Genomic DNA, 25575 nt, shown 5'->3' on the forward strand with positions numbered 1-25575 from the left:
AAGATTCAGGAGACGACTCATGGCGACTGTAGGCGGACACATCTCGCACTCGCCGATGACGAGCGACGAAAAACGCGTGATCTTCGCGTCCTCGCTCGGCACCGTGTTCGAGTGGTACGACTTCTATCTGGCCGGCTCGCTCGCGGCCTACATCAGCAAGAGCTTCTTCTCCGGCGTCAATCCGACCGCCGCCTTCATCTTCACCCTGCTCGGCTTCGCCGCCGGTTTCGCGGTGCGCCCGTTCGGCGCGATCGTGTTCGGCCGGCTCGGCGACATGGTGGGCCGCAAGTACACCTTCCTGATGACGATCGTGATCATGGGCATCTCGACCTTCGTGGTCGGGTTCCTGCCCGGCTACGCCACCATCGGCATCGCCGCGCCGGTGATCTTCATCGCCATGCGGCTACTGCAGGGGCTCGCGCTGGGCGGCGAATACGGCGGCGCGGCCACCTACGTGGCCGAGCATGCACCGGCCAACCGCCGCGGCTTCTACACCGCCTGGATCCAGACCACCGCGACGCTCGGCCTGTTCCTGTCGCTGCTGGTGATCGTCGGCGTGCGCACCCTGGTGGGCGAGGAGAGCTTTGGCGCCTGGGCCTGGCGCATTCCGTTCATCGCCTCGATCCTGCTGCTGGCCGTGTCGGTCTGGATTCGCATGCAGCTGAACGAATCGCCGGTGTTCATGCGCATCAAGGCCGAGGGCAAGACCTCGAAGGCGCCGCTCACCGAAGCCTTCGGCCAATGGCGCAATCTGAAGATCGTGATCCTCGCGCTGGTCGGGCTGACCGCTGGCCAGGCGGTGGTCTGGTACACGGGCCAGTTCTACGCGCTGTTCTTCCTGACGCAAACGCTGAAGGTGGACGGCACCACGGCCAATATCCTGATCGCCGTGGCGCTCTTGATCGGCACGCCCTTCTTCCTGTTCTTCGGCTCGCTGTCGGACCGGATCGGCCGCAAGCCGATCATCCTGGCCGGCTGCCTGATCGCCGCGCTGACCTACTTCCCGCTGTTCAAGGCGCTCACGCACTACACGAATCCGGCGCTGGAAACGGCCACGCAGAAGGCGCCGATCACCGTGATCGCGAACCCGGACGAATGCTCGTTCCAGTTCAACCCGGTCGGCACGGCGAAGTTCACGACTTCCTGCGACATCGCCAAGGCGGCCCTGTCGAAGGCCGGCCTGAACTACGAGAACGTGGCCGCGCCGGCGGGCACGCTCGCGCAGATCAAGGTGGGCGACGTCGCGGTGGACACCTACGACGGCAAGGCCGCGGACGCCAAGGCGAAGGCCGGCGCGTTCGACAAGACGCTGGCCGCGACGCTCAAGGGCGCCGGCTACCCGGCCAAGGCCGATCCCTCGCAGATCAACTGGCCGATGGCGATCGTGGTGCTGACCATCCTGGTGATCTTCGTGACCATGGTGTACGGGCCAATCGCGGCGATGCTGGTGGAGATGTTCCCGACGCGGATCCGCTATACCTCGATGTCGCTGCCCTATCACATCGGCAACGGCTGGTTCGGCGGCTTCCTGCCGGCCACCGCGTTCGCGATCGTGGCGGCCAAGGGCAACATCTACTCGGGGCTCTGGTATCCGATCGTGATCGCGCTGGTGACCTTCGTGATCGGGCTGCTGTTCGTCAAGGAGACGAAGGGCTCCAACATCTACTCGCAGGACTGAGGCAGGACCAGGAGAAACCGGGCCGGGCGGGCGTCCCGGCCGATTCGTGAAAATTCTTCGACAAAGTTGTTGACAGGGTTTGGGGTCTTCTGCATAATCTTTCTTCTGTTGGCGAATTAGCTCAGTCGGTTAGAGCGACGGAATCATAATCCGCAGGTCCGGGGTTCGAATCCCTGATTCGCCACCATCATTAGCGCAAAAGCCCGTGTTCTAACGAACACGGACTTTTGTCATTTGGCGCGCGGTGAGCCATCCGCCGATGCACAAGCTGCCGCACCTGTTCAAATCGCGCCACGGCGTGCTTTACCTCCGGCTCGTTCGCGCCGGCAAAGAGCTCCCTGCGCACCAAGGATTTCCGGCAGGCTACACTCTTGGCACTCGCGTTCAATCTCGAACTCGCCATAAAGACGCCCGCCGACAAGCCGAAGGCCGCCGATTTCGCACTGACCGCTGACGAAGCCAAGCGGCTCGACGTGATTTTCCCCGACGGCACGCAAGTCAAAGACATCAATAGCGACGACGAAGTGCGCCGCGCAAAGGAGCTTTTCGGCGACCGCTTCGCCCCCGCCTCGATCGAGCTGCCGGCCCTGTCCGATTCCGTCGCGGTCGCCATTGCCGCCCAAAACGCAGCCCACACGTAAGCGAAGGCCCGCAAGGGCAAGCCTTTCGCCGAAGTCGTGGCGCGCTACAAGAAAGAAAAGGCCCTCGACAACACGCCGCGCACGATCGTCGCGAAGGAGCGCGCCTTCGCCGACTTCCAGAGACATCGGGGCTCCCGACCGATCGGCGACTACGCGCTGGAAGACGCCGTCGAGCACAAGAACAAGCTCATCGACGACGGCGGCAGCGCGAGTCGCGTGAAGTCGCGGCTTTCGTTTTTGCGAGACATCTTTGCCTACGCTATCGCAAATGGACATCGAGACGGACCAAATCCGTTTGCGGCGGCCAAGGTGTCGTCAAAGTCGAAGCTCCAACAACAAAAGCGCTCGTACAAACTGTTCAGCGCTGACGACCTGGCGACGATCTTCGACCCGGCGGCCTATGAGGCGCGGATGGACAAGCCGGCTTACCGCTGGCTGCCGTTTCTCGCGCTCTATTCCGGCGCGAGCCTTGAAGAGCTTGCTAGCCTTCGGGTCGAGCAGCTTCAACGCGAGGGGGCATCTGGTTTTTCGACATCCATAAGGCGAAGAACGCAAACTCCCAGCGGCGCATCCCCCTGCACAGCGCGATTGTCGAATCCGGTTTCCTGGCCTATGCGGACGGCTTGCGCGGGCGTGGCGCGAGCCAACTTTTTCCAGAACTAAAGCCCGGCGCGAACGGCTACGGGAAAAACGTCACTCGGCGCTTCGCGGACTATCTCGGCAAGCGCAAGGTTTTCCACAGCTTCCGGCACACCTTCATCGGCCGCATGACTGAGCTGAACGTCCACCCCGCGATGTTGATGACCTTGGTCGGCCATTACGACCAAGCCAAAGTCGATTTTTCGAGCCCTCATTTCGCCAACTACCAACACGCCAAGCCGCTCCACGAGCTGAAAGCGACTTTCGATAGATTCGACATGGCCTTGCCAATTGCGTTTTGAGTTGGTCGGCCTGGCGGGCCAATATATTTATTGACGCCAACAGCGAGGAGCGCAAAATCCGAAAACGCGCCTAAACGGATATAGCCGTTTAAGGAAAAACCAAAAAGTAGTGAGCGTGACGGGGCGACGATGAAAGAGCATCCAGCCAAAAGCGAGCATCTGACTATCTACTTGCTCAAGGACCCAATGCTCCTTGACGAGCAGATCATTGACATCAGCGCGGCGAAACGCCCAGTCGATCTGAAAATCGAGTCTGGAAGCGCCCGTTTATACGTCAAGAAGGCGCCTCCCCTGACGAAGCCCGCTTGGTCCAAGTTTTTGACCGATGGTCAGGAAACTCCCGACGACCTTTTCGAAGGCCGAAGATCAGAAGGCGCCGTTTTGATTTTCCGCAATGACGAGACGGCCTTTGCCCTGACTTTCGGAACGGGTTTTCACATGATCAACCTTGACCTAGTCATGCGCGACTTTGGCCTGCGCGTGGCGCTAAGCGCTTCCGACCCGGAGAGGCTGCGGAGCTTGGACAAGTCGAGCTACGAATCAAACCCCTTGAACACGAGAAGCCAGAGTCCAAGGGACGCTGACATTTTCGATTTGCTCATCAACACCGAAACCGATCTGGTCTACGCGATAACGGGAACATCCACGGAGCCTTTGTTCGGCAGCCATGTCACGGGCCGCGACGCCTTGACCATTTCGCCGGAGATCACGCTCGACGACCTGCCGGCCGTCCTTGCCGAAGCCTTTCGCCGTTACGAACGTGGAGTTCCGGAGAGTTTTGCATGGGTCGAAGACCTGCGGCGCGTCAAAGAGAGCGACACGCTGGAAATCCTCGACATGGAACTCTGTTCGATCCTGCAATCTGAGCAGCCTCCCGACAATGTGTGGCTGGGCGAGCCGGAAATCGTCGATTGGGAGTCGCAGATCGGTTATTCGTTCGATCTGCGCGAGCGCACACTCATTCACAAAACACTTCAACTGCCGTCGCTGCTCGACTACATGGCCGAGCGCGGGGACGACCCCACAGCCGAGGCTTTGAAAAGGCACCACGTCTACGCCATCGATGACCGATTCTCGCCGCTCAAAAAATGGTCGGCCTATCGTTGCCTGTATGCCGAAATCGCCAACGGAGAGCAAACATACATTCTTCGCAACGGTGATTGGCACGAGGTCAAGCAAAGCTTCATCGAGCGAGTGGATGGACAGCTCTCAAAGCTTGAAATCGACGAGATCGAGATGCCCCTTTTCAGGCATTCCGGCGAGGCCGCGTACAACGAGAGCGTGGCGGCCGATTCCGCTGCATATGAACTGCTCGACCGAAAGACGGTTCCGTTTGGCGGCGCTTACGACAAAATCGAGTTTTGCGACTTGGTCCGGGACGGCCGCGACCTGATCCACGTAAAGATCTATAAAAACTCGGCTACGCTGAGCCATCTGTTCGCCCAAGGCAGCGTGGCGGCTGAGACGTTCATTGCGGACGAACTCTTTCGAACGAAGCTTAACGATCGATTGCCCGCCCGGATCAAGCTTCCTGATCCGTCCGTGAAACCCAAAGCGGGCAACTATCGGGTCGTCTATGCCGTCGTCACCACAAAGGATCTTCCGCAAGCGTTGCCGTTTTTTTCGAGGGTGACCTTAAAGAATGCGATCGCAACCCTTGGCGCGCTTGGTTTCGCCGTCGCCATGGCAAAAATCCAGTACGACCCTGACTTTCTTCACACGGCATCGTGCAAGCCTTCGCGCAGAGCGCGCGCGGCGGCACCTGATCTGGCTAAAAACACGTCCGCCGGACATAGAAAATCGGACCCACCCGCAACGCCGCCGCCATGAATCGGTAAATCGACGCTCCCCTCGCGCGGCACGGTGACGCGAAGAGGATCAATGGAAAAACAACCGAAACCCTCGCAGCAAAGACTTGACGCCTCGACAGCGGAACCAGTCTTCGCGGCATATTTGTCTCTGGAAAAAAATGAGTGGCAGGCGGTCACGAAAGCATCTGAGGTGTTTGTGCGCGAGACGGAGCGCGGCGATCCATGCGACTTGCTTCATGAAGCTCTTGTCCGATTGGCTGATGGCCGAAGGGTTTGGCCGGCAGGTGTTGAGTTTTGCGCAACTCTCATCATGTGCATGAGAAGCCTTTCGAGCCACGGCAGACGAAGCGTGAATCCGGCAAGCCACCTCGCACTCAAATCAACTCAGCCGACCCTGCCCCCACCGCCCGCTGACACACCACCCCGAACCACCCCAACCCCCGATACGTCTCATACCCCGGCGTCGCCGCGAACGACACCGTCCCGCCATCCGCCTCGCGATAAAACCCCGTCGCCTCGCCATGGGTCTTCAACCGGAACGTCTCCTGCAACACCCCTTCCCCATCCGAACTCGCGATCACCCGAAACGACGAGTCCACGATCAGGCAGCGCGTCCTCGCCCACTCTTCCTCGCTCAGCCTCACGCCCTTGACCACTGCCGCGGCCTGCGGCGCCCAATCGAAGAAGATCACCAGCGCCCCGAGCACCTGCCCGTTCGCCTCGCCGCCCTCGCGGATCGCGGTGGCATAGGTCGCCACCTGGGCATTCCTCAACTGCGGCAGGGCCTCCACGTCGAACGCCACGTAATCGGCCCCGCTGCCGGTGGCCAGTGCCGCCTCGAACCACTTCGCCCCGCCCACCTGCTGCCCGACCACCGGATACGTCTCGCCGCGCCCGCTAGCGATCACCGTGCCTTGCGCGTCCACCACCCACAGATCCTTGTAGACCGTATAACTGTCGAGGATCACCGACAGCCGCTCGCTCGCGTGCCGGCTCATCTCCTCGCTGTCGTAGGTCACGCAATCCACCACCGCCGAATCGGTGGCCCACCAGCGCACGTCGCAGGAGCGTTCATAGAGGTTGCGGTCGACGATATCGATCATGTTCAGCGCGAGATCGGCACAACGCTGCCCGTCGTGCGCGTGCATGCGATCGATCATGCTGTCGCCGAGTTCGGTCAGCCGCGTCAGCGAACCGACCAGTTCCTTGTTGAGGATGTCGGTGATCTCGCCGATCCGCTTCGAGACATGCTTCACCTGGTTGGCCACCACGGCGAACCCCTTGCCGGCCTCGCCGGCGCGCGCCGCCTCGATCAGCGCGTTGAGCGCGAGGAAGGTGGTTTCGCGATTGATGTCGTTGATGTCGCCGATCTTGCCGGTGGCGAGGCGCCTGACTTCGTGCGTCAGGTCGACGATTGCGCGTGGATTGGCCATGGTGGTGTCGCCCGTAGCTAATGCGGTTGCCTTGCTTGTTGTTTCTGCTGTTTCCGTCGTTTCCAAGCAAACACCAGACCAATTTACCCAGATGGTGAATAGGGTCATCGCCAGGTTCTTGTATCCACGGAGGAAATTGCCAAGCCACCTATCCAGCGACCCGCCCGCCGGGTGCCAACGCGCAAGCGCCGCCGCCACGGGTCACTCCCGCGCGCATCGACGCTACCGCGCCGATGCGCTACGCTCTCGCAGCCGCACGACGGCACCCGTTTCCATCAGCCGGGCGCGCAGCCCGTCCATCGTCCACGAGGCGCATTCATGCACGCATTGTTTTTCGACCGATTCGGCGGCCCCGAAGTCCTGCAGTGGGGCGAGCGTCCCGATCCCGTGCCGGGGCCGGGCCAGGCGCTGGTGCGCATCGAGAGCGTCGGCCTGAACTTCGCCGACGTCTATCGCCGCAACGGCAACTACCACCTGAGCGGCAGCGCGCCCTGGATCCTCGGCTACGAAGGCGCGGGCGTGATCGAAGCGGCCGCCGCGGGCGATACGCGTTTCCCGCGCGGCACGCGCGTCGGTTTCGCCGACATGCCGTACGCCAACGCCGAACTGGTGGCGGTCGATGTGGATCGCCTGATCCCGCTGCCCGAGGACATCGGCGCCGAGATCGCGGCGGCCACGCTGCTGCAGGGCCTGACCGCGCAATACCTGGTGCGCGACAGCTTTCGCGTCGCGCGCGGCCACCTGGCCGTGGTCCACGCGGCGGCGGGCGGCGTGGGCCTGTTGCTGACGCAGATGCTGAAGTGCCTGGGCGCCACGGTGCTCGGCATCGCCTCCAGCCGCACGCGACGCCAGGCCGTGCTCGAGGCCGGCGCCGACGTGGTGGCCGGCTACGACGACTGGCCGGCCGCGCTCGCCACGCTGGGCGGCGGGCGCGGTGCCGACGTGGTCTACGACTCGGTCGGCCGCACGCTGGGCGCGAGCCTGGCGGCCGCGCGCATCGGCGGCACGGTGGTGTTCTACGGGATGGCGGCCGGCGACCCCGATCCGGTCGATCCGCGCCTGCTGATGGACCGCTCGCTGACACTGACGGGCGGCGATCTATGGAACGTGCTGACCAGCGCCGAGATCCGTCGCGAGCGCGCCGCCGAGCTGTTCGCGCAGATACGCGCGGGCGAGGTGCGCCCGGTGATCGCCGCGCGCTACGCCTTGTCGGAAGGCGCCGAGGCGCATCGCTTCCTGGAAAGCCGCAACGCGATCGGCAAGATCCTGATGAACTGCTGACGCGGCGCCGGGCGGCGCGTCGCCATGATGACTAGACCGCCGCGAGCCGGCGCCCGCCCTCGTCGAGCGTGGCGTCGTCCTTGCAGAAGCTCAGGCGGATGATGCCGGTATCGCGCCGGTCCTGGTAGAAGCTGGCCAGCGGGATCGCGCCCACGCCGTGCTTCTGCAGCAGCTCGAACACGAAGTCCTGGTCGCCGAGTTCGGAGAAGCGCTCGAAGCGCGCCAGCATGAAGAAGCTGCCGCCGCAAGGCAGCAGTTCCAGCCGCGAGCCGGCCATCGCGGCCGCCAGCCGATCGCGCTTGGCCTGGTAGAAGGCAGCCAGGTCGAGATAGCTGCGCGGCGCGGCCAGCCGCTCGGCCAGCGCGGCCTGCAACGGCGCCGGTGCCGAGAACACCACGTACTGGTGCACCTTGCGGATCTCGGTGCTCAGCTCGGCGGGCGCCAGGCAATAACCGACACGCCAGCCCGTGGCGTGATAGGTCTTGCCCAGCGAGAGCGCGATCACGCTGCGCTCGGCCAGTTCCGGGTAGCGCGCCAGGCTCAGGTGCTCGCGTCCGTCATACACCATGTGCTCGTACACCTCGTCCGACAGGATCACGATGTCGGTGTCGCGCGTGAGCGCGATCAGCCGCGCGATGTCCTCGGCGCCGAACAGCGCGCCGGTCGGGTTGTGCGGCGTGTTCACGATGATCATCCGCGTGCGCGGCGTGATCGCGGCGGCCACCTCGTCCCAGTCGATCGCGAGCGTATCCAGGTGGATGCCGATCGCCACCGGCGTGGCGCCCTGCAGGCGAATCGAAGGCTCGTAGACCTCGAAGGCGGGCTCGAAGAAGATCACCTCGTCGCCGGCATGCACCAGCGCCGTGATCGCGGCATAGATCGCCTCGCTCGCGCCGGCGGTCACGGTGATCTCGCTGTCGGCCCGATAACGCGCGCCGTGCAGCCGCTCGGTCTTCTCGGCCAGCGCCGCCTTGAGCGGCGGATAGCCGGCCATCGGCGCGTACTGGTTGAAGCCGGCCTGCATGGCGCGCCCGGCCATGGCGAGCAGCGCCGGGTCGGTCGGGAACGAGGGCGCGCCCTGCCAGAGGTTCACGGCATCGTGTTTCGCGGCCAGCTCCGCGATGCTGGAAAAGACGGAAATGCCGCTTTGCGGCAGCTTGGTCTCGATCCGGCATGAATTGCGCATTCGGTGCACTCCTGAGGGGCGGCGCCGGGCGCCGCGTGATCCGGCCGTCAAGGTTGGCACATCGCTCCCGCGCGTGCAACGAAGCACGAAGGCGGGTTTCGTGTCATGGACGATGTCCTGCCCATTTCGATCGAAATTGGCTCTATCGCGCAGGCCATGCGCGCCCTTACGCTAGCCCCAATGGTTCGCCGCCTCGCGCGCTTCGCGCCCGATCCCGGCGGCGACCGGCAACCGTTCGGGAGTCCCCTCATGAGTGAAAGACTGTTCGTCGCCGGCGCCTCCGGCGTAATCGGCCGTGTGCTGGTGCCGCTGCTGGTCGAGGCCGGCTACGAGGTGCATGGCGCCACCCGCCGGGCCGAGCGCGCGGCCCAATTGGAAAGCCTCGGCGCGCGGCCGGTGGTGGTCGACGTGTTCGACGTCGACGCGCTCACGCGCGAACTGGGCCGCATCGCCCCCGACGCGGTGATCCACCAGCTGACCGACCTGCCGCGCGATCTCGATCCGGCGCGCATGGCGCAGGCGGTGGTCGACAACGCGCGGATCCGCAGCCAGGGCAGCTTCAACCTGGTGCTGGCCGCGCTGACGGCCGGCTGCCGCCGCATGGTGGCGCAGAGCATCGCCTGGGCCTACGCGCCGGGCGAGCAGCCGTATCGCGAGGAGCAGCCGCTCGACACCGACGCCGAAGGCGCGCGACGCATCTCGGTGGGCGGCGTGGTCGCCCTGGAACATGCGGTGCTGGCCACCCCGCCGCTGCGCGGCACGGTGCTGCGCTACGGGCGCCTGTACGGCCCCGATACCGGCGCCGACACGGCGCCGGGCGCGCCGGCCGTGCATGTCGAAGATGCGGCGCGCGCCGCGCTGCTGGCACTGCGCGGCAACGCGACGGGCATCTTCAACATCGTCGACGACAACGAGCAGGTTTCCAACCGGAAAGCCCGGCGCGAGCTGGGCTGGACACCGCGCACGAGCGCCTGAGCGGGCGCGCGCGACCGTTCACGCCATCTCGTCGGGGGTCGCGGCGCGGCGCTGCACCGCCGCGCCGACCTGCCGCTCGCGCGCGGCAGCCCCGCCGGCCAGCGTCGCCCCCAGCAGCCACAGCGCGCCCGCGGCGATCGTATAGACGGCCGCGCGCTGTCCATCGCCGGCCGCCTGCGCCTGGGTCGCCAGTTCCGAGAGCGCCGCGGCCGTGCCGTTGGCGAGCGCGCCGCCGCCCTGCAGGATCCGCGCGAAGCTGTCCTGCAGCCGCGTGACGGCGGCCGCCGAGGCCAGCGCGCCGCCCGCCCAGGCCGAGGCCGAGGCGAAGCCGGTCGGGATGCCGTCGCGTCCCGGCGTCAGCGCGGCGGCCGCGCTCAAGGCACCAGCGATCACGCCCAGCGCATTCGCCGCCGAAGCCGCCGCATTGTGCGGCGCCGTGCCGAGCCAATTGTCGAGTTCAGCGGCGAGATCGGCGGCAGCCCAGGCCGCGCCGCTGGTGGCGCCGGTCGCGTGCAGCGTGGTGGTGGTCGCGCTGCCTCGCGACAGCGCGCCGGTCGCCAGCGAGAGCGCCGCGGCCGAAGCCTGCAAGGCTGGCGGTCCATACGCGGCGGCGATGCCGATCGCGCGCTCGCGCGTCGAAGGCTCGACCTCCGCCGGCGCGGGAGACCGCGTGCGCTGCGCGCGCCCTTGCGCGGCGAGATCGGCGAGCGGCATCAGCGCCGCGCCGCCTTGCCGGGTCGGCGGACGTTGCCGGGCCGGCGTGTGGACCGGCGGCGGCGTCGACACGCGCGGCGGGGACATCGACGGCGGGTCGGACGCGACCGACCCGAGCTTGCCCGGTTTGCCGAGGCTCATGATGAAGAGGGGTATCGAAGGAAGCAGACGAGGAAGCGGCCGCGCCTAGACCAGGCGCCGGATCCGCAGCGAGCAGCGCGCGGGCGGCGCGCGCGCAGGTTGCGCGGGCAGGCACGCGCGGCGCGGCGCCCGACCAGCACGAAGGGCAGCAGCGCCGCGACGAACAGCAACAGCCCGAGGCCGGTCCATCCTTGCGCGATCGCGACGACGGCGGCCGCCGCGCCGCCCAGGGCAAGCGAGCGCTGGCCGAGCGCGCGCGCACGGAACGAGGCGAATGCCGCCGACGCGGGCGGCCAGGAAGCGATGCGAGACATGACGACGATCTCCCGGAATCCAGCGGAGGATTCTGGTCGGATCGGCATCAAGGGCGCGTAAAGAGTGAGGATCGGCGCGAACAGACCGTATAAAGAAGCGGCACGAAGCGCGCGGACAAACGCGGGCGCCCGGAAGGCACCATCGACCCGCTCAGGCGAGCGGAAACTCCGCCACCACCACCAGCCCGCGTCCGGGCTCGCCATCCTCGAGCCGCAGCGTGGCGCGATGCGCGCGCGCGATCTCGCGCACGATCGCCAGCCCCAGCCCGCTGCCCGGTTGCGGCGAGGCGCGGAAGAACGGCTCGAACACCTTCTCGCGCAGGGCGGGCTCGATGCCGGCGCCCTCGTCGCGCACGCGCAGGCGCACCGCGCCCGGCAGCGGTTCGAGCGAGACCGTCACGGTGCCGCCTTCCGGCGAATAGCGGATCGCGTTGTCCACCAGGTTGAACACCAGCACCGACAGCAGTTGCTCGTTGCCGGCCACGGCCACTTCGCCCCCCTCGCCCAGCGTCGCGACGAGCTCGACCCGGCGGCGCTGCGCCAGCAGCGCCAGTTGCTCGATGGTGGCGGTCGCCACCTCGCGCAGGTCGACCTCGACGCCCGGGTATTGCGCGTAATCGGCGGCCTCGGCCTGGGCCAGCGTCAGCAACTGGTTGGTCAGCGCGACCAGCGAGCGGTTGCTGCGGTGCATCGCCTTGAGGGTGTCCTGTACCTGGGCCGGATCGCTCTGCCGCCGCGCGTACTGCAGTTGGGTGCCGAGCAGGGTAAGCGGCGTGCGCAACTGGTGCGCGGCATCGGCGACGAAGCGCCGCTGCATGGCGGTCTGCTTCTCGATGATCTCCAGGCACTGGTTGAAGGCGCCGACGATCGGCCGCAACTCGCTGCGCAGCGGCTCGAGCTGGATGCGCACCGAGGAGGTCAGCACGCGCTCGGGCATGCGCCGCGCGAGCCGCGCCAGCGGCCGCAACTCGAGCGTGAGCCCGAGGCAGACCAGCACCACGGCGATCGTCAGGATGGCGGAGAAATAGAACATCTGCGGCCGCCACAGCGCCAGCACCAGCGCATCGCGCTCGTGCAGGGTGCGGCCCACCGAGATCACCACGCGCCGCGTGAAGCCGGCGTCGTACATCGGCCGGATCACCGACACGGCGCGCACCGGCTCGCCGTTCATCACCGCGTCGTACCACTTGGGCGACACGTCGGGCACGGTCTGCGGAAAGTCCGAGGTGCCGGCGATCATCGGCCCGTCCACCTCCTGCACGCGGAAGAACACCTGGTCCTCGCGCGCGGTGCTGAGGATCTCGATCGCGCTCGGCGAGATCGAGGCGCTCAGGTCCTTGCCGTCCCAGCCGACGTTGCCGGCCATCACGCGCGCGGCCGACAGCAGCACCTCGTCCTGCAGCAGGTTGGCGGTGCGCCAGGCATTGCTGCGCGTGATCAGCCCGGCCGCGACGATGAACACCGTCATCGGCAGCGCCAGCCACAGCAGCAGCCTGACGCGCAGGCTATTCATCGGCGGCGCCGTCCTCGAGCAGGTAGCCCAGCCCGCGCAGCGTGATGATGGTGGCGCTGCTGGCCTCCAGCTTCTTGCGCAGCCGCGACACGTAGATCTCGATCGCGTCCTCGCTGGTCGGCGCGTCGGCGGCGCTGACCGATTCGGCCAGGGTGGTCTTGGAGACGGTCTTCTTGGCGCGCAGGATCAGCGCCTCGAGCACCGCGTGCTCGCGCGGCGTGAGCACCAGCGGCGCGTCGTCGACGGCGAACTGCAGGCGGTCCATGTCATAGACCAGGTTGCCGCAGCGCAGCCGGTTCGAGCGCGAGGGCGCCTGGCGCCGCGCCAGCACCTTGATGCGCGCCACCAGCTCGCGCGCGTCGAAGGGCTTGACGATGTAGTCGTCGGCGCCGGCGCCGAGGCAGACCACCTTCTCGTCCACCGCGCCGGTGGCCGTCAGGATCAGCACCGGGGTGGCGTCGCCGCGCTCGCGCATGCGGCGCAGCACGGTCTTGCCCGACATGCCGGGCAGGTTCAGGTCGAGCAGCACCACGTCGTAGGCCGAGGCGCGCAGCGCGTCCTCGGCCGCCTCGCCGCTCGACACGCGATCGAGCATGAAGCCATCGTCCGTCAGCGTCATCGCCAGCCAGTGCGCCAGCTCTTCATTGTCCTCGACGAGCAGCAGCCTCACGCCTTCTCCTTGTCACTCCGCTCACGCGAGCTTGTACTGCTCCCGGGCACCCTTGGTCCGGTACAGCAGCAGCGTCGCAATCATGCCGCACACGGCGGCCACGCCCATCCAGGCGCCCGGCGCGGCCTTGTCGCCGGTGGCATGGATCAGCCAGGTCGAGATCGCCGGCGTGAAGCCGCCGATCATGGTGGCCAGACTATAGGCCATCGAGAAGCCGGTGGTGCGCACCTTCACCGGCATCAGCTCGGTCAGCGCCACCACCATCGCGCCGTTGTACCACGCATAGAGCAGGGAGAGCCACAGCTCGACGGCCAGCAGCTTGCCGAACGAGGGGCCGGCCACCAGCCACTGCATGGCCGGATAGGCGGTGAACACGGTCAGCAGCGTGAAGGCGAGCATCACCGGGCGGCGGCCGAAACGGTCCGACACGGCACCCGAGATCGGCAGCCAGACGAAGTTCGAGATGCCCACGCAGGCCGTCACCAGCAGCGCGTCGAACGAGGACATCTTCAGCACCACCTTGCCGAAGGTCGGCGTGTAGGCGGTGATCAGGTAGAACGAGGTGGTGGTCATGATCACCAGGCCCATGCCGGCGAGGATCAGCCCGAAGTTGGCGAAGATCGCGCGGGTGATCTCGCCGATGCTCGGATGGTGCTTGCGCGCCACGAACTCGTCGGATTCCTGCAGGGTGCGGCGGATGTAGAACAGGAACGGCACGATCAGGCAGCCGATCACGAAGGGCACGCGCCAGCCCCAGCTGGTCATCTCCTGGGCCGGCACCACCGAGTTCAGCAGCACGCCGAGCGAGGCCGCGAACACCACCGCCACCTGCTGGCTGGCCGACTGCCAGGAGCAGTAGAAGCCGCGGTTGCCCTTGGTGGCGATCTCGGCCAGGTAGACCGACACGCCGCCGAGCTCGGCGCCGGCCGAGAAGCCCTGCAGCAGCCGCCCGAACAGCACGATGGCCGGCGCGACCAGGCCGATGGCGTGATAGCTCGGCACGAAGGCCACGCACATGGTGCCGATCGCCATCAGCGTGAGCGACAGGATCAGCCCCTTGCGGCGGCCGTGGCGGTCCATGTAGGCGCCCAGCACGATGGCGCCGATCGGGCGCATCAGGAAGCCCGCGCCGAACACCGAGAAGGCCAGCATCAGCGAGACGAACTCGTTGCCGGCCGGGAAGAAGGTGGCGGCAATGGCGGCCGCGTAGTAGCCGTAGACCGTGAAGTCGTACATCTCCAGGAAGTTGCCGCTGACCGCGCGGAACACCGAACGCGCCCTGGATTCGCGACGCTCGACAGAACTGACTGCTGACATGGTGGGGACTTCCTCGCGACTCGCGCATGGTGCCGCGGCGGCCCGGCGGGCTGCGGTTGCGGCGGAAAACGGTTGAAACGATTGAAACGGAACGACAACGAAAACCCGGGGCGGGCAGCGGCTCAGCCGATCCGCATCACCGCCTTGCCGAGCTGGCGACGCTCCTCGAGCGCCGCGTGGGCCAGCTCGACGTCGTCGAGCGTGTAGCGGCCGTTGATCTCGATCGACAGCGCGCCCTCGGCCAGCGCGGCGAAGATTTCGTCGGCGCGGCGCTGCACGGTGTCGCCGTCGGCCAGGTGGTCGGCCAGGCGCGGGCGCGTCAGAAACAGCGAGCCGGCCTCGCCCAGTTCGTAGGGATCGAGATCGTTCAGCGAGCCGGCCACCGCGCCGTAGTTCACCACCAGCCCGCGCACGCGCGTGGCGCGGAAGCTGTCGCGCAGCGTCGGCCGGCCGACCGCGTCGAACACCACGTCCACGCCGCGGCCGTCGGTCAGCTCGCGCACGCGGTCGGCGAAGCGGCCGTCCTCGTAGAGCATCACGTGGTGGGCGCCGTGCGCCTTCGCCACGGCGGCCTTCTCGGCACTGCTGGTGGTGGCGAACACGGTCGCGCCGCGGCGCCGCGCGAGCTGCACCAGCAACTGGCCGATCCCGCCCGAGGCCGCATGGACCAGGCAGGTGCTGCCGGCGCGGATGTCGGCCACGTCGTCGAGCAGGTAGTGCGCGGTCGAGCCCTGGAAGATCGCGGCGGCGGCCAGGTCGAGCGCGATCGCCTCGGGCACGTGAGCGAGGCGCGCGGCCGGCACCACGGCGTACTCGGCATAGGCGCCCCAGGCGATGCACCAGGCCACCCGCTGGCCCGGCTCGAAACCGCTCGCGCCGGGGCCGGCCCGCACCACCTCGCCCGCGCCTTCCATGCCGAGCGTGCAGGGGATCCGCACCGGGTAGGTCCGCGAATCGCGGTACTTGCCCTGGCGCGTGTGCACGTCCATGAAATTGACGCCGGCATAGGCCAGCTTCACCAGCACCTCGCCGGGGCCCGGCTGGGGCACCGCCATCTCGACGCGCCGCAGGACCTCCGGTCCGCCGTACTGCTCGATACGAATCGCTTTCATGCTGCTTCTCATCCGCTTGCCTGCCGTCTTCGCGTCGCCCCTTGCAGGCCTCAGTGGAAGACGTCCCGCTGCGTGCCGTCGACGAAGGAATTCGTATAGGTACGCGACAAGTCGACGTGCCGGGCCATCAGCCCGGTCCCGTTCGACACCAGAACCTTGAGCACCGTCTGCGGCGCATCCTCGGGCATGCGCCCGTCGCTCGAGAACGAGGGCTTGGCCAGCGCCAGCGCGCGCGTGTAGCCGGCGCGGTCGGCGCCGGTCACGCTGTCGGGCAGGATCGACACGACCTGCTCGGCGCTGTGCGTATCGAGGTAGCGCAGCGCGCGCACCAGGGCCTGCACCAGACGCTGGGTCTGGTCGCGATGCGCGAGCACCCAGCTGCGGCGCAGGTAGAGGCAGGCGCCCACATAGGTGCCACCGAGCTGGGCGCGCGTGCCCTCGACGCTGCGCAGGTCCACCAGCACGCGCGCGGCGCCGCTCGACAGCAGGCGCGTGGCGGTCGGCTCCTCGACCATGCCGGCGTCGATCGTGCCGTGTTCGAGCGCGTCGACGAAACGCGTGTCCGAGGCGAGCGGCACCACCGTGTACTCGCCCGGCGCGATGCCGGCGCGGGTGCTCAGGTAGCGCGTCAGCACCCAGGTGGAGGCGCCGAAGCCGGTCACGCCGAGCCGGCGGCCGCGCGCCTCGTCGATCGACTGCATCGGCACGCCGCCGCGCGGCCGCGTGGTGGCCAGCTCGGCCAGGCCCGCGGCGCGCACGAACACGATCACCGACAGCACGTCCTGGCCACGGCTCTGCAGGTCGATGGTGTGATCGTAGAAACCGACCGCGCCGTGGATCGCCCCGGCGATCAGCTCGGTCGAGGTGTCGATGCCGGCCGGCACCGACAGGATCCGCACCTCGAGCCCGGCATCGCGGAAATAACCGAGTTGCTGGGCCAGCACGGCGGGCAGGTAGACGATCTTCGACATCCCGCCCATCATCAGCTTGATGGGCTCCGCGCTCGCGCCGGCCGGCACCGCGGCGCACGCGAGGGCGAGCGCGCCGGGCAGCAGCAGGCGAACGAGGTGGCGGACCAGGGAATGCATGGGGATCTGTCTCCTTCTCGCGGCATGCGGGCCGCGCTTCGCGTCCGGTTCCTGAATGCACCGGATCGTGGCGGGCAAGCCCGCGTCAACGGTGCCCAGTATAAAAATCCGACGCCTTCTGATTCCCTTCAGCGCTTGCGCAGTTTTCTCGGTATTTACCCTCGGCGCGGGTGGCGGCGGCTCCAACGGCCATTGGCCCGTTTCGCGGCAGAGTTTATGTCGTTCCACGCCATTTATCCTGTAAATCAACGCCTTTCCGACATGATCGACACTCGCCCCCTACACCGGCCGGCGCACGCGACCGATCGCGGTGCTTGCGGCGCGCGGCGCGGCGGCCTGAAGGCGGAAGGCCGCGGTGCGGCTCGCCGTGCGCTGCCGGGGAAGCAACCGCCAGGGCAGCCAGCACCCGGCCCGGCGCCGCGCTAGAATGCGCCGCAGCGCGTGGCGCCCGCCGCGCGCCGCGGCCGGCATTGCTCCGCCGCGTCCTGTCCTGGTGACCCCGTCCATGCCCGACTCCGCCCGCCCCGATGCCTCGCGCGACCGTGTCCGCTACGGCCAGCTGCAATCGGCCGGCGTCGAGCTGATGCAAACCCACTTCGAGCAACACCGCTTCGTCGCGCACGCGCACGACACCTGGGCGGTGGCCGCCGTGCAGCTCGGCACCAAGGACATCTCGGCGAGCGCGCGCCGCCCGGTGATCGTCGCGCCCGGCGAACTCTATGCGCTGCCGCCGCAGGCCGCGCACGCGGGCCGCTGCATCGACGGCGGCGTGAGCGAATACACCATGTTCTACATCCCCGATGCCGAATGGCGCGCGCGTTGCGCGATGCACGGCGTCGCGCCCGAGCTGTTGCTCACGCCGCGTCGCCACCTCGGCGCGGCCGCGCAGTTCGCGGATTTCGCCGCGCGCCTGTTCACGCAGCCCGAGGCCGTCGCGAGCTGGGACGGGGAATGGTCGCTGTTCTGTGAACGCGTGCTGAAGGCGCTCGGCGCCGGCCAGACGACGGCGCTGCAAGCCGCGCCCGGCGCGCCCGACGTGCGGCTGCGCCGCGCCGCCGATTACCTGCGCAGCTTCCACGATCGCAACGTCTCGCTAGAACAGCTCGCAGGCGAGGCCTCGCTGTCCGTGGCCGAGCTCGGACGGCGCTTCACGGCAGCCTACGGCCTGAGCCCGCATCGTTATCAACTGGTGCTGCGCCTGGTCGAGGCCAAGCGCCGGCTGCTGGCGGGCGAGCCCTTGCCCGAGGTGGCGGCCGCCACCGGCTTCGCGGACCAGAGCCATATGGGCCGCCATTTCAAGGCGATGTTCGGCATGACGCCGGGCACCCTGGCCGCGCGACGGCGCGCAGGAACGTTCTAGATCGCGAGGCCGCGCGGGCGCTAAGGTTCACGGCATTCTCCACCGTCGAACCAGGACATCATGTCGTCTTCCGCCACACCGCTCCCCCCCGCCGCGCCGCGCATCGTCGCCTTCGAACCTGCACATGCCGAACCCGCCGTCGCGCTGATCCTGCATGTCCAGAACGTCGAGGGCGGGGTCGGCATCCCCATCAAGGACCAGCCCGACCTGCTCGACATCCCCGCTCACTACACCGCGACCGGCGGCGGCTTCTGGGTCGCCCTCGATGAAGCCGGTCGGGTGGTCGGCACCATCGCCCTGCAGTTGAAGGGCCAGGGCATCGCGGTGATGAAGAAGTTCTTCGTCGCGGCCGACTGGCGCGGCGCCGATCGCGGCTGCGCCGCGCGCCTGTTCGGGACCTTGCTCGCGCATGCGCGGCAGGCCGGCGTCTCGACCATCGTGCTCGACACGCCCGCTGTCTCCACACGTTCGCACGCCTTCTACCGGCGCGAGGGTTTCGTGCAGATCGCCGCTCACGAAGTGCCCGTCAAATACGATTTCCCCGATCGCAACTCGCTGTTCTTCCGGCTCGATCTGGCGCCACGTTGAGACGAGGGCGGCTCGTCGATGGCGTGCTGCCTAAATCGGCCAGCGCACGCATTCGCCCGGCGGCGCCTCGCGACGGCCAGCGTGATCGGGGCCATCCGGTCCGCGTAGCCATCGTCATTGGATGGCACGAGCTCGCGCTCGACCTTCCCGCCGGCTGGGCAAGCCAGCATGACGGCCCGGCATTGGAAATGAATTGAGCTCAACGTTACGTTGAACATAATTCATTAATTCCAGGGCGTTTCGGCGCTACGATCCGCCGCTTGGGCCCCCGCCTCGCGCGAGGCAGGCCCCCTCCACTCGCCGAACCCGCTGCCCCATGTCCACCGCTTCCGCCATCGCCGACGGCCCGAGCCGCCCCGTCGTCGCGCCGTCCCCGGCGCACACGCGCCGCGCCCTGTTCGCGCTCGGCGTGGGCGGCTTCGGCATCGGCACCGGCGAATTCGTGATCATGGGCCTGCTGCCCGACGCGGCGCGCGACCTGGCCATCACGATCCCGCAGGCCGGCCACCTCATCAGCATCTACGCGCTCGGCGTGGTGATCGGCGCGCCGCTGCTGGCGATCCTCGGTGCGCGCTGGCCGCGCCGCAGCCTGCTGGTCGGGCTGATGCTGGTATTCGCGCTCGGCAACCTGGCCAGCGCGATCGCGCCCGGCTTCGGTTCGATGGCGCTGGCGCGGCTGCTGACCGGCTTTCCACATGGCACCTACTTCGGCGTGGCTGCGCTGGTCGCCGCCGGCCTGGTGCCGCGCGAGCGGCGCACCCAGGCGGTGGCGATGGTGCTGCTCGGCCTGACGCTGGCCACCCTGCTGGGCGTGCCGGTGGTGGCCGCGATCGGCCAATGGTTCGGCTGGCGCTGCGCGTTCGCGATCGTGGGCGCGATCGGCGCGCTGACGGCCCTGCTGGTCTGGCTGTGGGTGCCCTTCGTGCCGGGCAACGCGCAGGCCAGCCCGCTGCGCGAGCTGGGCGCGCTGCGCCGCCGGCAGGTGATCCTCACGCTCGGCATCGGCGCGATCGGCTCGGGCGGCCTGTTCTCGGTGTTCAGCTACGTGAAGCCGACCATGACCGAGCTGGCCCACCTGCCCATCGCGCTGGTGCCGGCGGTGCTCGCGCTGTTCGGCTTCGGCATGGTGACCGGCAACCTGGCCGGCTCGCAGTTCGCCGACCGCGCGCTAGAAAAGACCATCCGCTGGACCCTGCTATGGGGCGCGTTGGTGATGGGCGCCTATACCTTCACGGCGCACAGCATGCTGCTGGCACCCTTCAACGTGCTGCTGATCGGCACCCTGGTGGCGCTGTCGGCGACGCTGCAGACGCGCCTGATGGACGTGGCTGGCGACGCGCAGACGCTGGCCGCCGCGCTCAACCACGCGGCCTTCAATATCGCCAATGCGCTGGGCGCCTGGCTCGGCGGCCTGACCATCTCGGCGGGGCTCGGCTGGTCCTCGACCGGCTGGGTGGGCGCGCTGCTCGCGCTGGCCGGCATCGCGGTGCACAGCTGGGCGCTCGCCGACCAGCGTCGGCGGCCGGCGCCGCAGCCCTCCCCCCGGCACTGACCCGCCAGCCCCGGACCATCGCCGCCGCCCGAACCGATTCCTACGTCATCCGAACCATCGCCATGCTGCCACTCGATCACGCCAATGCCCTCATCGCCGCCGCGACGCACCACGCCCGCGAACACGGCCTGCCGCCGGTCTCGGTGACGGTGGTCGACGCGACCGCCTACCCGGTCGCCTTCGCGCGCATGGACGATTGCTTGCTCGGCGCGATCGACGTGGCCTACCGCAAGGCCCGCACCGCCGCGCTGTTCCGCGCCGACAGCGTCGAGGTGGGCGCGAACTTCCAGCCCGGCGGCCCCGCCTACGCGCTCGAGAACACCAATGGCGGCCTGATCGGCTTCGGCGGCGGCGTGCTGCTGCGCGACGCGCAGGGCCGCGTGCTCGGCGCGATCGGCGTATCGGGCGCGAGCGCCGAGCAGGACCAGGCGATCGCCGAGGCCGCCGCGCGCGCGCTCGCGGCGCTCCCGTCATGAAGCCCGCCGCGGCCTGCCCGTCCCGCCCGCCCTGCGCGGCCGAGCGCGATCGCCACGGCGATCCGGCGCCGGCACGCCCGCCGCGCCCCGACCCGCGCCCGCGCCCGGCGGCGATCACCCCGCGTCGCGCGGCCGGCCACGCCGAAGTTGGTGCACGCCACCTGGGAATGGCCACGGCCGTCGCCGCGGCGTGCGAGGCGGGCGACGGCCATGCGCATTCCACCGCTCGTCGCGATTGACTTCCGATGAACGGCCCTCAAGAATCTGACGGGCAAGCGCGCGGCAACGCGCGCAACCGTCCGTCCCCGAGGACACCACCGTGCCCACCTATAGCCGCAACGACCTGGCCACGCTGAATGCGTTCAGCGTGATCTGCCGCCGCAAAAGTTTCCGGCTTGCCGCCGCGGAACTGGGCGTGACCGCCTCCGCCCTGAGCCACGCGCTGCGCGGCCTGGAGGAGAAGCTCGGCGTGAAGCTGCTGAACCGCACCACGCGCGCGATCTCGCCGACCGATGCCGGCGCCGCGCTGGTGCGCGGCCTCGATCTCGGCTTCGAGCATATCGAGGGCGCGCTGGCCGAGCTGTCCCAGTTCCGCAACACGCCTTCGGGCCTGATCCGCCTGAACGTGCCGCGCGACGCCTCGCAACTGCTGATCAGCCCGATCCTGGGCCGCTACCTGAACCGCTTTCCGAAGTCGCAGATCGAGGTGGTGGTCGACGACGGCATGGTCGACATCGTCAAGGGCGGCTTCGACGCCGGCATCCGCTACGGCCGCAGCGTGCCGCAGGACATGGTGGGGATTCCGCTCACGCCCGATCTCGAATGGGTGCTGGCCGCCTCGCCCGACTACCTGCGCCTGCACGGCACGCCGCGCGAGCCCACCGAACTGCTCGCCCATTCCTGCATCCGCATGCGGCTCGGCGACGAGTCGCTCTATCAATGGGAGCTCGGCACCGGCAAGCGGGCCTGCCGGATCGACGTGCCGGGCCGCGTGATCCTCAACGAGACCGATGCGGTGGTGGAGGCCGCGCTGGCGAGCGTGGGCATCGCCTACTGCCTGAAGCAGCGCATCTCGCGCCATCTCGAGAGCGGCCGGTTGTTGCTGGTGATGTCCGACTGGGCGCCGCCCGTCGAGCCCTTCGTGATGTACTACCCGAGCCGCCGGCAACTGTCGGCGAGCCTGGTGCATCTGGTGCAGATGATCCGCGAGGACCACGGCCTGCCCGAGTTCAAGCGGCCGGGCTGAGGCGCCCCGCGATAGCGACACGTCCTGGCAGTTCCCTTGGCCGCCGCTGCGAGTCATCTCGCCGTGGCGGTTTTTTTATCGGCGGATCAAGCGACGATGGAAGTGCGAGCGCACAGCAAGACGAGGGCGCGCGCCTGTGGACAAGCCTGCGATGACAGCAAACTCGTCAGCACATGCCGGCGCCAGCCGGCAAACGCTGTGGAAAACCACCGAACGCGCGCGCCTGTGCCGCTTCAGGCCAGCACCGGATAACCCAACGCCGTCGCCTCCTCGGCGAAGCGAGCGATGGTCTCGTAATCGGCGGGCGCGAGCCGTTCGAAGCGCAGCAGGCGCAGCTCGCGCGCGCGGGCCGGGTCCGCAGCGAGCGCCGTATCGAGCGCCTCGCGCAGCTTCGCGACCTGCTCCCCGTCGAGCCGGCGCGAGGCGATCAGCGGCAGGCCCGGCGCGCTCGCGGTGGCGCCGATCACGCGGATCGCATCGAGCCGCTCGGGCAGCGCGTCGCGCAGACAGGCAAACGTCACGCAATCGATCGCCGCGCAATCGGCCCGGCCCGCGGCCAGCGCCTCCAGCACCTGGCGATGCGAGCCGAAGGCGGTGGCCGAGGCGAAGAAACGCTCGCCGCGCGCAAACGGCGCGACGGCATGACGAAATGCATTCATGCCGCTGTGCGAATCCTCGCCGTTATAGGCGGCGCGCAGGCCGCGGCAACCGGCCAGCGTGGTCGCGCCGCCGGCATGCGCGGCGGCCGACACCACCAGCCAGCTCGAATAACGCGCGCCTTCGCAGCCCTCGACGTCGAACACCGGGGTCGCCACCAGATGCGTCAGCGCATCGAGCCCGAGCATGCGGAACGGGTAACCGCAGGTCTGCGACAGCAGCAGGTCCTCGCGGCGCCACAGCGGCAGCAACTCGCCGAAGGGCTCGCCGAGCAGTTCAACCCCGCGCGGGCCACCCGCGCGTGCGAAGGCCGCCAGCGTGTCAACCAGCAACGCGCGCCAGGCCGCGCCCAGGCGCGGCGTGACGTTGTACATCGGCAACCCGGCGACCCACTGGCTCATGCGTTTGCACTCCCGATATCAGAAGACGTGACGGATGCCCGCGCGCCCCACCGCCTGCTTCTGGTTCGACGAGGGATTGAAGCCGGCGATCTGCGCCACCGCCGCGTCGCCCGCCGCCTTCTGGTAGGCGCCCATCACATAGACCGTGGTGCGCTTGGACAGCGCATATTCTGCGCTCAGGTTGAACTGATTGTATTTCGGCACGCCGCCGGTGGCGTGATCGCGGCCCGTGGTGTAGGTGTAGCCGGCCGACAGCGTCAGCGCCGGGGTAGGCGTGACGATGGTCGAGATCTCGTAGTTCTGGAAGGTGGCATCGTGGCCGGCGCTGCCCTGCTGGAAGTTGGTGTTGGTGAAGTCCACCAGCAGCTTGACGATCGGCAGCACCTGGTAGGACGCGCCCACCCCGAACACCTTCTGCGCGCGCGCCCCGTTCAGGTAGTCGCCGTAGATCGCGTTGGTGAAGCCGGGATAGTTCTGGTAGCCCTGGGTCGAGACGCCGGGATTGTTGATGCGCAGGTAGCCCACGCCGAAGCCGAACGGGCCGCCCGCGTAGCTGGCGCCGACGCTGAAGGTGGCGTTGTCGGAGAAGCGCCCCGGCTGGCCGCCGAACGCATAGAGCCCGCCGAAGGTGAAGCCGGCCAGGGTCGGGCTGCGGTACTTGACGGCGTTCGCGATCGGGAAGCCGTTGTCGGTGTTGTCCATGTCGTTCGGGTGAGCGAAATAATAGCCCCCGACGTTGCCGTTCAGCGTGAAGGGCTCGACGAAGTCGACGATCGAATCCCATTGCCGGCCCAGCGTGAGCGTGCCGTAGCGGGTGTTGCTCAAGCCCACGTAGGCATTGCGCGAGAAACCGAGCCCGCTGCCCAGCCGCCCCGAGTTGATGTCGAAGCCGCTTTCCAGGCGGAAGATCGCCGAGGTGCCGCCGCCCAGGTCCTCGCCGCCGCGCACGCCCCAGCGGCTGCCGGCCGTCACGCCCGAGGCAAGCTGCTGCAGGTGGTGGCCCTGCACGTTGCTGACGAAGTCGACACCGTCCTCGACGATGCCGTAGAGCGTGATGCTGCTTTGCGCATGCGCGCCGGCGGCCGCGGCCAGCGGCAGCGCGAGCAGGATTCTCTTCATTGTGGATGACCCGTTGTTGGAGTGGATTGAAGGTCGTGTCGACGGACGGCCGACTATAAGGATGCCTTGGCATCGTGGCAACCAAGGAATTCCGGATTGGTTTTACGGTTTTGCTGTTGGACGCGACGCCGGTTTCCTCGTCGATGCCTTACCCGGCGGGCCTCCGCCGGGTAAGGCATGCCGCTAACGAAATGCGGCCTTTCCAATCTCCGGGCCCGTGATAAGCAAATGCGAATCCGTTGATTGGTCGCATGGCGACGATTCGCTAGAGTTCCCATTTCGTCGTGATCACCGCGGACCACGCCGCTCGACAGGCGCGGCCGACCATCGGGCATTGAGAAGGAATCCGAAACCAAGATGAACTCATCCCCCACGCTGCGCCTCGCCGCCTTCTCCCTGCTGGCCCTCGCCGCCTTCGGCCCCGCCCTGCCCGCGCAGGCCGCCGCGCCGATCGTGGTGTCCTCGAAGATCGACACCGAGGGCAGCCTGCTCGGCCAGTTGATCGCGCAGTCGCTGAAGGCGCACGGCCTGGCGGTGACCGACAAGATCTCCCTGGGCACCACGCCGATCGTGCGCAAGGCGCTGACCACCGGCGAGATCGACATCTATCCCGAATACACCGGCAACGCCGCGTTCTTCTTCAACAAGGCCGACGACCCGCTCTGGCGCGATGCCGCCCGCGGCTACGCCGCCGCCCGGCAGCTCGACTACCAGGCCAACCACCTGGTCTGGCTCACGCCGGCACCGGCCAGCAATACCTGGGGCGTGGCGCTGCTGGCCGGGCTCGCGAAGGCCAACCACCTGCGCAGCTTCAGCGACTTCGGCAAGTGGGTGACGGCCGGCGGCAAGGTCAAGCTGGTCGCCTCGGCGGAGTTCGTGAACAGCGCCTCGGCCCTGCCCGCCTTCGAGAAGACCTACGGCTTCAGGCTCAAGCCGGATCAGCTGCTGGTGCTTTCCGGCGGCGACACCGCCGTCACCATCAAGACCGCGGCCAGCCAGACCGACGGCGTGAACGCGGCGATGGTCTACAGCACCGACGGCGCGATCGAGTCGGCCGGCCTGGTGGTGCTCGACGACGACAGGAAGGTGCAGCCCGTCTATGCGCCCACGCCGGTGATCCGCGAGGCGGTGCTGAAGGCGCATCCCGAGATCGACGGCATCCTCAAGCCGGTGTTCGCCAGCCTCGACCTGAAGACGCTGCAGACGCTCAACAACCGGATCCAGCTCAACGGCGAGCCGGCCGCGGGCGTGGCCGCGCAGTATCTGAAGGCCAAGGGTTTCGTCAAATGAGTTCGGGCGCCGGCGAGCGGCGTGTCGTGATCCAAGCCGGCGTGCCGCGTCGCGGCCGTCGCCCGTTCCAC

Annotated in this window: 24 protein-coding genes and 1 tRNA gene; 14 read left to right on the forward strand and 11 right to left on the reverse strand. The window is 68.0% G+C overall.

What is annotated here, in order from left to right; genetic code table 11:
- Nucleotides 1-19 precede the first annotated feature (19 nt).
- From BM43_RS20985 to BM43_RS21000, 6 genes are all read left to right on the forward strand, one after another.
- Entirely contained in the window at nucleotides 20-1678 is a 1659-nt protein-coding gene (locus tag BM43_RS20985; protein WP_013699270.1) for an MFS transporter, read from the forward strand.
- 110 nt (nucleotides 1679-1788) lie between these two features.
- A tRNA-Met gene (locus BM43_RS20990) sits at nucleotides 1789-1865 on the forward strand.
- Nucleotides 1866-2049: 184 nt separating this feature from the next.
- The gene (locus BM43_RS42315) at nucleotides 2050-2319 is read left to right on the forward strand and encodes a hypothetical protein (RefSeq protein ID WP_230676250.1); all 270 of its coding nucleotides are present in this window, start codon (nucleotides 2050-2052) and stop codon (nucleotides 2317-2319) included.
- A 36-nt stretch (nucleotides 2320-2355) separates the two neighbouring features.
- Nucleotides 2356-2982 carry a site-specific integrase gene (locus BM43_RS42320; RefSeq protein WP_230676249.1) on the forward strand — a complete coding sequence of 209 codons (627 nt, stop codon included), beginning with the start codon at nucleotides 2356-2358 and terminating at the stop codon, nucleotides 2980-2982.
- A 104-nt stretch (nucleotides 2983-3086) separates the two neighbouring features.
- Nucleotides 3087-3260 (forward strand): hypothetical protein, encoded by a 174-nt coding sequence (locus BM43_RS42325; protein WP_230676248.1) that lies wholly within the window; start codon nucleotides 3087-3089, stop codon nucleotides 3258-3260.
- Nucleotides 3261-3389: 129 nt separating this feature from the next.
- Nucleotides 3390-5090: a TIGR04141 family sporadically distributed protein gene (locus BM43_RS21000; protein WP_052409127.1), complete on the forward strand. Its 1701-nt coding sequence runs from the start codon at nucleotides 3390-3392 to the stop codon at nucleotides 5088-5090.
- 355 nt (nucleotides 5091-5445) lie between these two features.
- On the opposite strand, the gene BM43_RS42505 is transcribed toward BM43_RS21000, so the two are convergent.
- Nucleotides 5446-6612, reverse strand: a complete 1167-nt coding sequence (locus BM43_RS42505; RefSeq protein WP_080742033.1) for a methyl-accepting chemotaxis protein — start codon at nucleotides 6610-6612, stop codon at nucleotides 5446-5448.
- A 210-nt stretch (nucleotides 6613-6822) separates the two neighbouring features.
- On the opposite strand from BM43_RS42505, the gene BM43_RS21010 reads away from it, so the two are divergent.
- Nucleotides 6823-7785, forward strand: coding sequence for a quinone oxidoreductase family protein (locus BM43_RS21010; RefSeq protein ID WP_036049321.1), 963 nt, complete (start codon nucleotides 6823-6825; stop codon nucleotides 7783-7785).
- A gap of 31 nt (nucleotides 7786-7816) precedes the next feature.
- Here BM43_RS21010 and BM43_RS21015 read toward each other — a convergent pair whose 3' ends face one another.
- Nucleotides 7817-8971 (reverse strand): methionine aminotransferase, encoded by a 1155-nt coding sequence (locus BM43_RS21015; protein ID WP_036049319.1) that lies wholly within the window; start codon nucleotides 8969-8971, stop codon nucleotides 7817-7819.
- 249 nt (nucleotides 8972-9220) lie between these two features.
- Between BM43_RS21015 and BM43_RS21020 the strand changes: the two genes are divergently transcribed.
- Nucleotides 9221-9946 (forward strand): NAD-dependent epimerase/dehydratase family protein, encoded by a 726-nt coding sequence (locus BM43_RS21020; RefSeq protein ID WP_036053006.1) that lies wholly within the window; start codon nucleotides 9221-9223, stop codon nucleotides 9944-9946.
- Nucleotides 9947-9964: 18 nt separating this feature from the next.
- Here the strand turns inward: BM43_RS21020 and BM43_RS21025 are convergent, their stop codons facing one another.
- The 7 genes from BM43_RS21025 to BM43_RS21055 form a co-directional block, all read right to left on the reverse strand.
- The gene (locus BM43_RS21025) at nucleotides 9965-10801 is read right to left on the reverse strand and encodes a hypothetical protein (RefSeq protein WP_052409126.1); all 837 of its coding nucleotides are present in this window, start codon (nucleotides 10799-10801) and stop codon (nucleotides 9965-9967) included.
- Nucleotides 10798-11115 (reverse strand): hypothetical protein, encoded by a 318-nt coding sequence (locus tag BM43_RS21030; RefSeq protein ID WP_036049316.1) that lies wholly within the window; start codon nucleotides 11113-11115, stop codon nucleotides 10798-10800. Before BM43_RS21030 ends, BM43_RS21025 begins: the two co-directional genes overlap by 4 nt.
- A 151-nt stretch (nucleotides 11116-11266) precedes the next feature.
- A complete protein-coding gene (locus BM43_RS21035) occupies nucleotides 11267-12628 on the reverse strand; it encodes a sensor histidine kinase (protein WP_036049313.1) in 1362 nt (453 codons plus the stop codon).
- Nucleotides 12621-13298 carry a response regulator gene (locus tag BM43_RS21040; protein WP_025096935.1) on the reverse strand — a complete coding sequence of 226 codons (678 nt, stop codon included), beginning with the start codon at nucleotides 13296-13298 and terminating at the stop codon, nucleotides 12621-12623. The genes BM43_RS21035 and BM43_RS21040 overlap by 8 nt, the downstream gene beginning before the upstream one ends.
- Nucleotides 13299-13319: 21 nt before the next feature.
- Complete coding sequence (tcuC, locus tag BM43_RS21045; protein WP_036049310.1) at nucleotides 13320-14615, reverse strand: MFS transporter; 1296 nt, start codon at nucleotides 14613-14615, stop codon at nucleotides 13320-13322.
- Between the two features lie 122 nt (nucleotides 14616-14737).
- Complete coding sequence (locus BM43_RS21050) at nucleotides 14738-15727, reverse strand: quinone oxidoreductase family protein (RefSeq protein ID WP_036049307.1); 990 nt, start codon at nucleotides 15725-15727, stop codon at nucleotides 14738-14740.
- A gap of 50 nt (nucleotides 15728-15777) precedes the next feature.
- Nucleotides 15778-16815 (reverse strand): ABC transporter substrate-binding protein, encoded by a 1038-nt coding sequence (locus tag BM43_RS21055; RefSeq protein ID WP_036049304.1) that lies wholly within the window; start codon nucleotides 16813-16815, stop codon nucleotides 15778-15780.
- 505 nt (nucleotides 16816-17320) lie between these two features.
- On the opposite strand from BM43_RS21055, the gene BM43_RS21065 reads away from it, so the two are divergent.
- From BM43_RS21065 to BM43_RS21090, 5 genes are all read left to right on the forward strand, one after another.
- Complete coding sequence (locus BM43_RS21065) at nucleotides 17321-18175, forward strand: AraC family transcriptional regulator (protein WP_036049299.1); 855 nt, start codon at nucleotides 17321-17323, stop codon at nucleotides 18173-18175.
- Between the two features lie 60 nt (nucleotides 18176-18235).
- Entirely contained in the window at nucleotides 18236-18763 is a 528-nt protein-coding gene (locus BM43_RS21070; protein WP_036049297.1) for a GNAT family N-acetyltransferase, read from the forward strand.
- Nucleotides 18764-19079: 316 nt separating this feature from the next.
- Nucleotides 19080-20315 carry an MFS transporter gene (locus BM43_RS21075; protein ID WP_036049294.1) on the forward strand — a complete coding sequence of 412 codons (1236 nt, stop codon included), beginning with the start codon at nucleotides 19080-19082 and terminating at the stop codon, nucleotides 20313-20315.
- A 62-nt stretch (nucleotides 20316-20377) separates the two neighbouring features.
- Nucleotides 20378-20791, forward strand: coding sequence for a GlcG/HbpS family heme-binding protein (locus BM43_RS21080; protein WP_172535115.1), 414 nt, complete (start codon nucleotides 20378-20380; stop codon nucleotides 20789-20791).
- Nucleotides 20792-21110: 319 nt separating this feature from the next.
- Nucleotides 21111-22037 carry a LysR family transcriptional regulator gene (locus tag BM43_RS21090; protein WP_036049290.1) on the forward strand — a complete coding sequence of 309 codons (927 nt, stop codon included), beginning with the start codon at nucleotides 21111-21113 and terminating at the stop codon, nucleotides 22035-22037.
- A 233-nt stretch (nucleotides 22038-22270) separates the two neighbouring features.
- Here the strand turns inward: BM43_RS21090 and BM43_RS21095 are convergent, their stop codons facing one another.
- On the reverse strand, nucleotides 22271-23095 hold the full coding sequence (locus BM43_RS21095; RefSeq protein ID WP_036049288.1) for a phosphate/phosphite/phosphonate ABC transporter substrate-binding protein: 825 nt from the start codon (nucleotides 23093-23095) through the stop codon (nucleotides 22271-22273).
- A gap of 18 nt (nucleotides 23096-23113) precedes the next feature.
- The gene (locus tag BM43_RS21100; protein WP_036049287.1) at nucleotides 23114-24214 is read right to left on the reverse strand and encodes a porin; all 1101 of its coding nucleotides are present in this window, start codon (nucleotides 24212-24214) and stop codon (nucleotides 23114-23116) included.
- Nucleotides 24215-24571: 357 nt separating this feature from the next.
- On the opposite strand from BM43_RS21100, the gene osmF reads away from it, so the two are divergent.
- Nucleotides 24572-25504, forward strand: coding sequence for a glycine betaine ABC transporter substrate-binding protein OsmF (osmF, locus tag BM43_RS21105; protein ID WP_036049286.1), 933 nt, complete (start codon nucleotides 24572-24574; stop codon nucleotides 25502-25504).
- Nucleotides 25505-25575 lie beyond the last annotated feature (71 nt).

The sequence above is a fragment of the Burkholderia gladioli genome (assembly GCF_000959725.1).
GTDB lineage: Bacteria > Pseudomonadota > Gammaproteobacteria > Burkholderiales > Burkholderiaceae > Burkholderia > Burkholderia gladioli.

Coding starts and splice junctions, on each gene's coding strand:
- BM43_RS20985 (WP_013699270.1), top strand. CDS start 20: ATGGCGACTGTAGGCGGACACATCTCGCACTCGCCGATGACGAGCGAC.
- BM43_RS42325 (WP_230676248.1), top strand. CDS start 3,087: ATGACTGAGCTGAACGTCCACCCCGCGATGTTGATGACCTTGGTCGGC.
- BM43_RS21000 (WP_052409127.1), top strand. CDS start 3,390: ATGAAAGAGCATCCAGCCAAAAGCGAGCATCTGACTATCTACTTGCTC.
- BM43_RS42505 (WP_080742033.1), bottom strand. CDS start 6,612: ATGACCCTATTCACCATCTGGGTAAATTGGTCTGGTGTTTGCTTGGAA.
- BM43_RS21010 (WP_036049321.1), top strand. CDS start 6,823: ATGCACGCATTGTTTTTCGACCGATTCGGCGGCCCCGAAGTCCTGCAG.
- BM43_RS21015 (WP_036049319.1), bottom strand. CDS start 8,971: ATGCGCAATTCATGCCGGATCGAGACCAAGCTGCCGCAAAGCGGCATT.
- BM43_RS21020 (WP_036053006.1), top strand. CDS start 9,221: ATGAGTGAAAGACTGTTCGTCGCCGGCGCCTCCGGCGTAATCGGCCGT.
- BM43_RS21025 (WP_052409126.1), bottom strand. CDS start 10,801: ATGAGCCTCGGCAAACCGGGCAAGCTCGGGTCGGTCGCGTCCGACCCG.
- BM43_RS21030 (WP_036049316.1), bottom strand. CDS start 11,115: ATGTCTCGCATCGCTTCCTGGCCGCCCGCGTCGGCGGCATTCGCCTCG.
- BM43_RS21035 (WP_036049313.1), bottom strand. CDS start 12,628: ATGAATAGCCTGCGCGTCAGGCTGCTGCTGTGGCTGGCGCTGCCGATG.
- tcuC (WP_036049310.1), bottom strand. CDS start 14,615: ATGTCAGCAGTCAGTTCTGTCGAGCGTCGCGAATCCAGGGCGCGTTCG.
- BM43_RS21050 (WP_036049307.1), bottom strand. CDS start 15,727: ATGAAAGCGATTCGTATCGAGCAGTACGGCGGACCGGAGGTCCTGCGG.
- BM43_RS21055 (WP_036049304.1), bottom strand. CDS start 16,815: ATGCATTCCCTGGTCCGCCACCTCGTTCGCCTGCTGCTGCCCGGCGCG.
- BM43_RS21065 (WP_036049299.1), top strand. CDS start 17,321: ATGCCCGACTCCGCCCGCCCCGATGCCTCGCGCGACCGTGTCCGCTAC.
- BM43_RS21070 (WP_036049297.1), top strand. CDS start 18,236: ATGTCGTCTTCCGCCACACCGCTCCCCCCCGCCGCGCCGCGCATCGTC.
- BM43_RS21075 (WP_036049294.1), top strand. CDS start 19,080: ATGTCCACCGCTTCCGCCATCGCCGACGGCCCGAGCCGCCCCGTCGTC.
- BM43_RS21080 (WP_172535115.1), top strand. CDS start 20,378: ATGCTGCCACTCGATCACGCCAATGCCCTCATCGCCGCCGCGACGCAC.
- BM43_RS21095 (WP_036049288.1), bottom strand. CDS start 23,095: ATGAGCCAGTGGGTCGCCGGGTTGCCGATGTACAACGTCACGCCGCGC.
- BM43_RS21100 (WP_036049287.1), bottom strand. CDS start 24,214: ATGAAGAGAATCCTGCTCGCGCTGCCGCTGGCCGCGGCCGCCGGCGCG.
- osmF (WP_036049286.1), top strand. CDS start 24,572: ATGAACTCATCCCCCACGCTGCGCCTCGCCGCCTTCTCCCTGCTGGCC.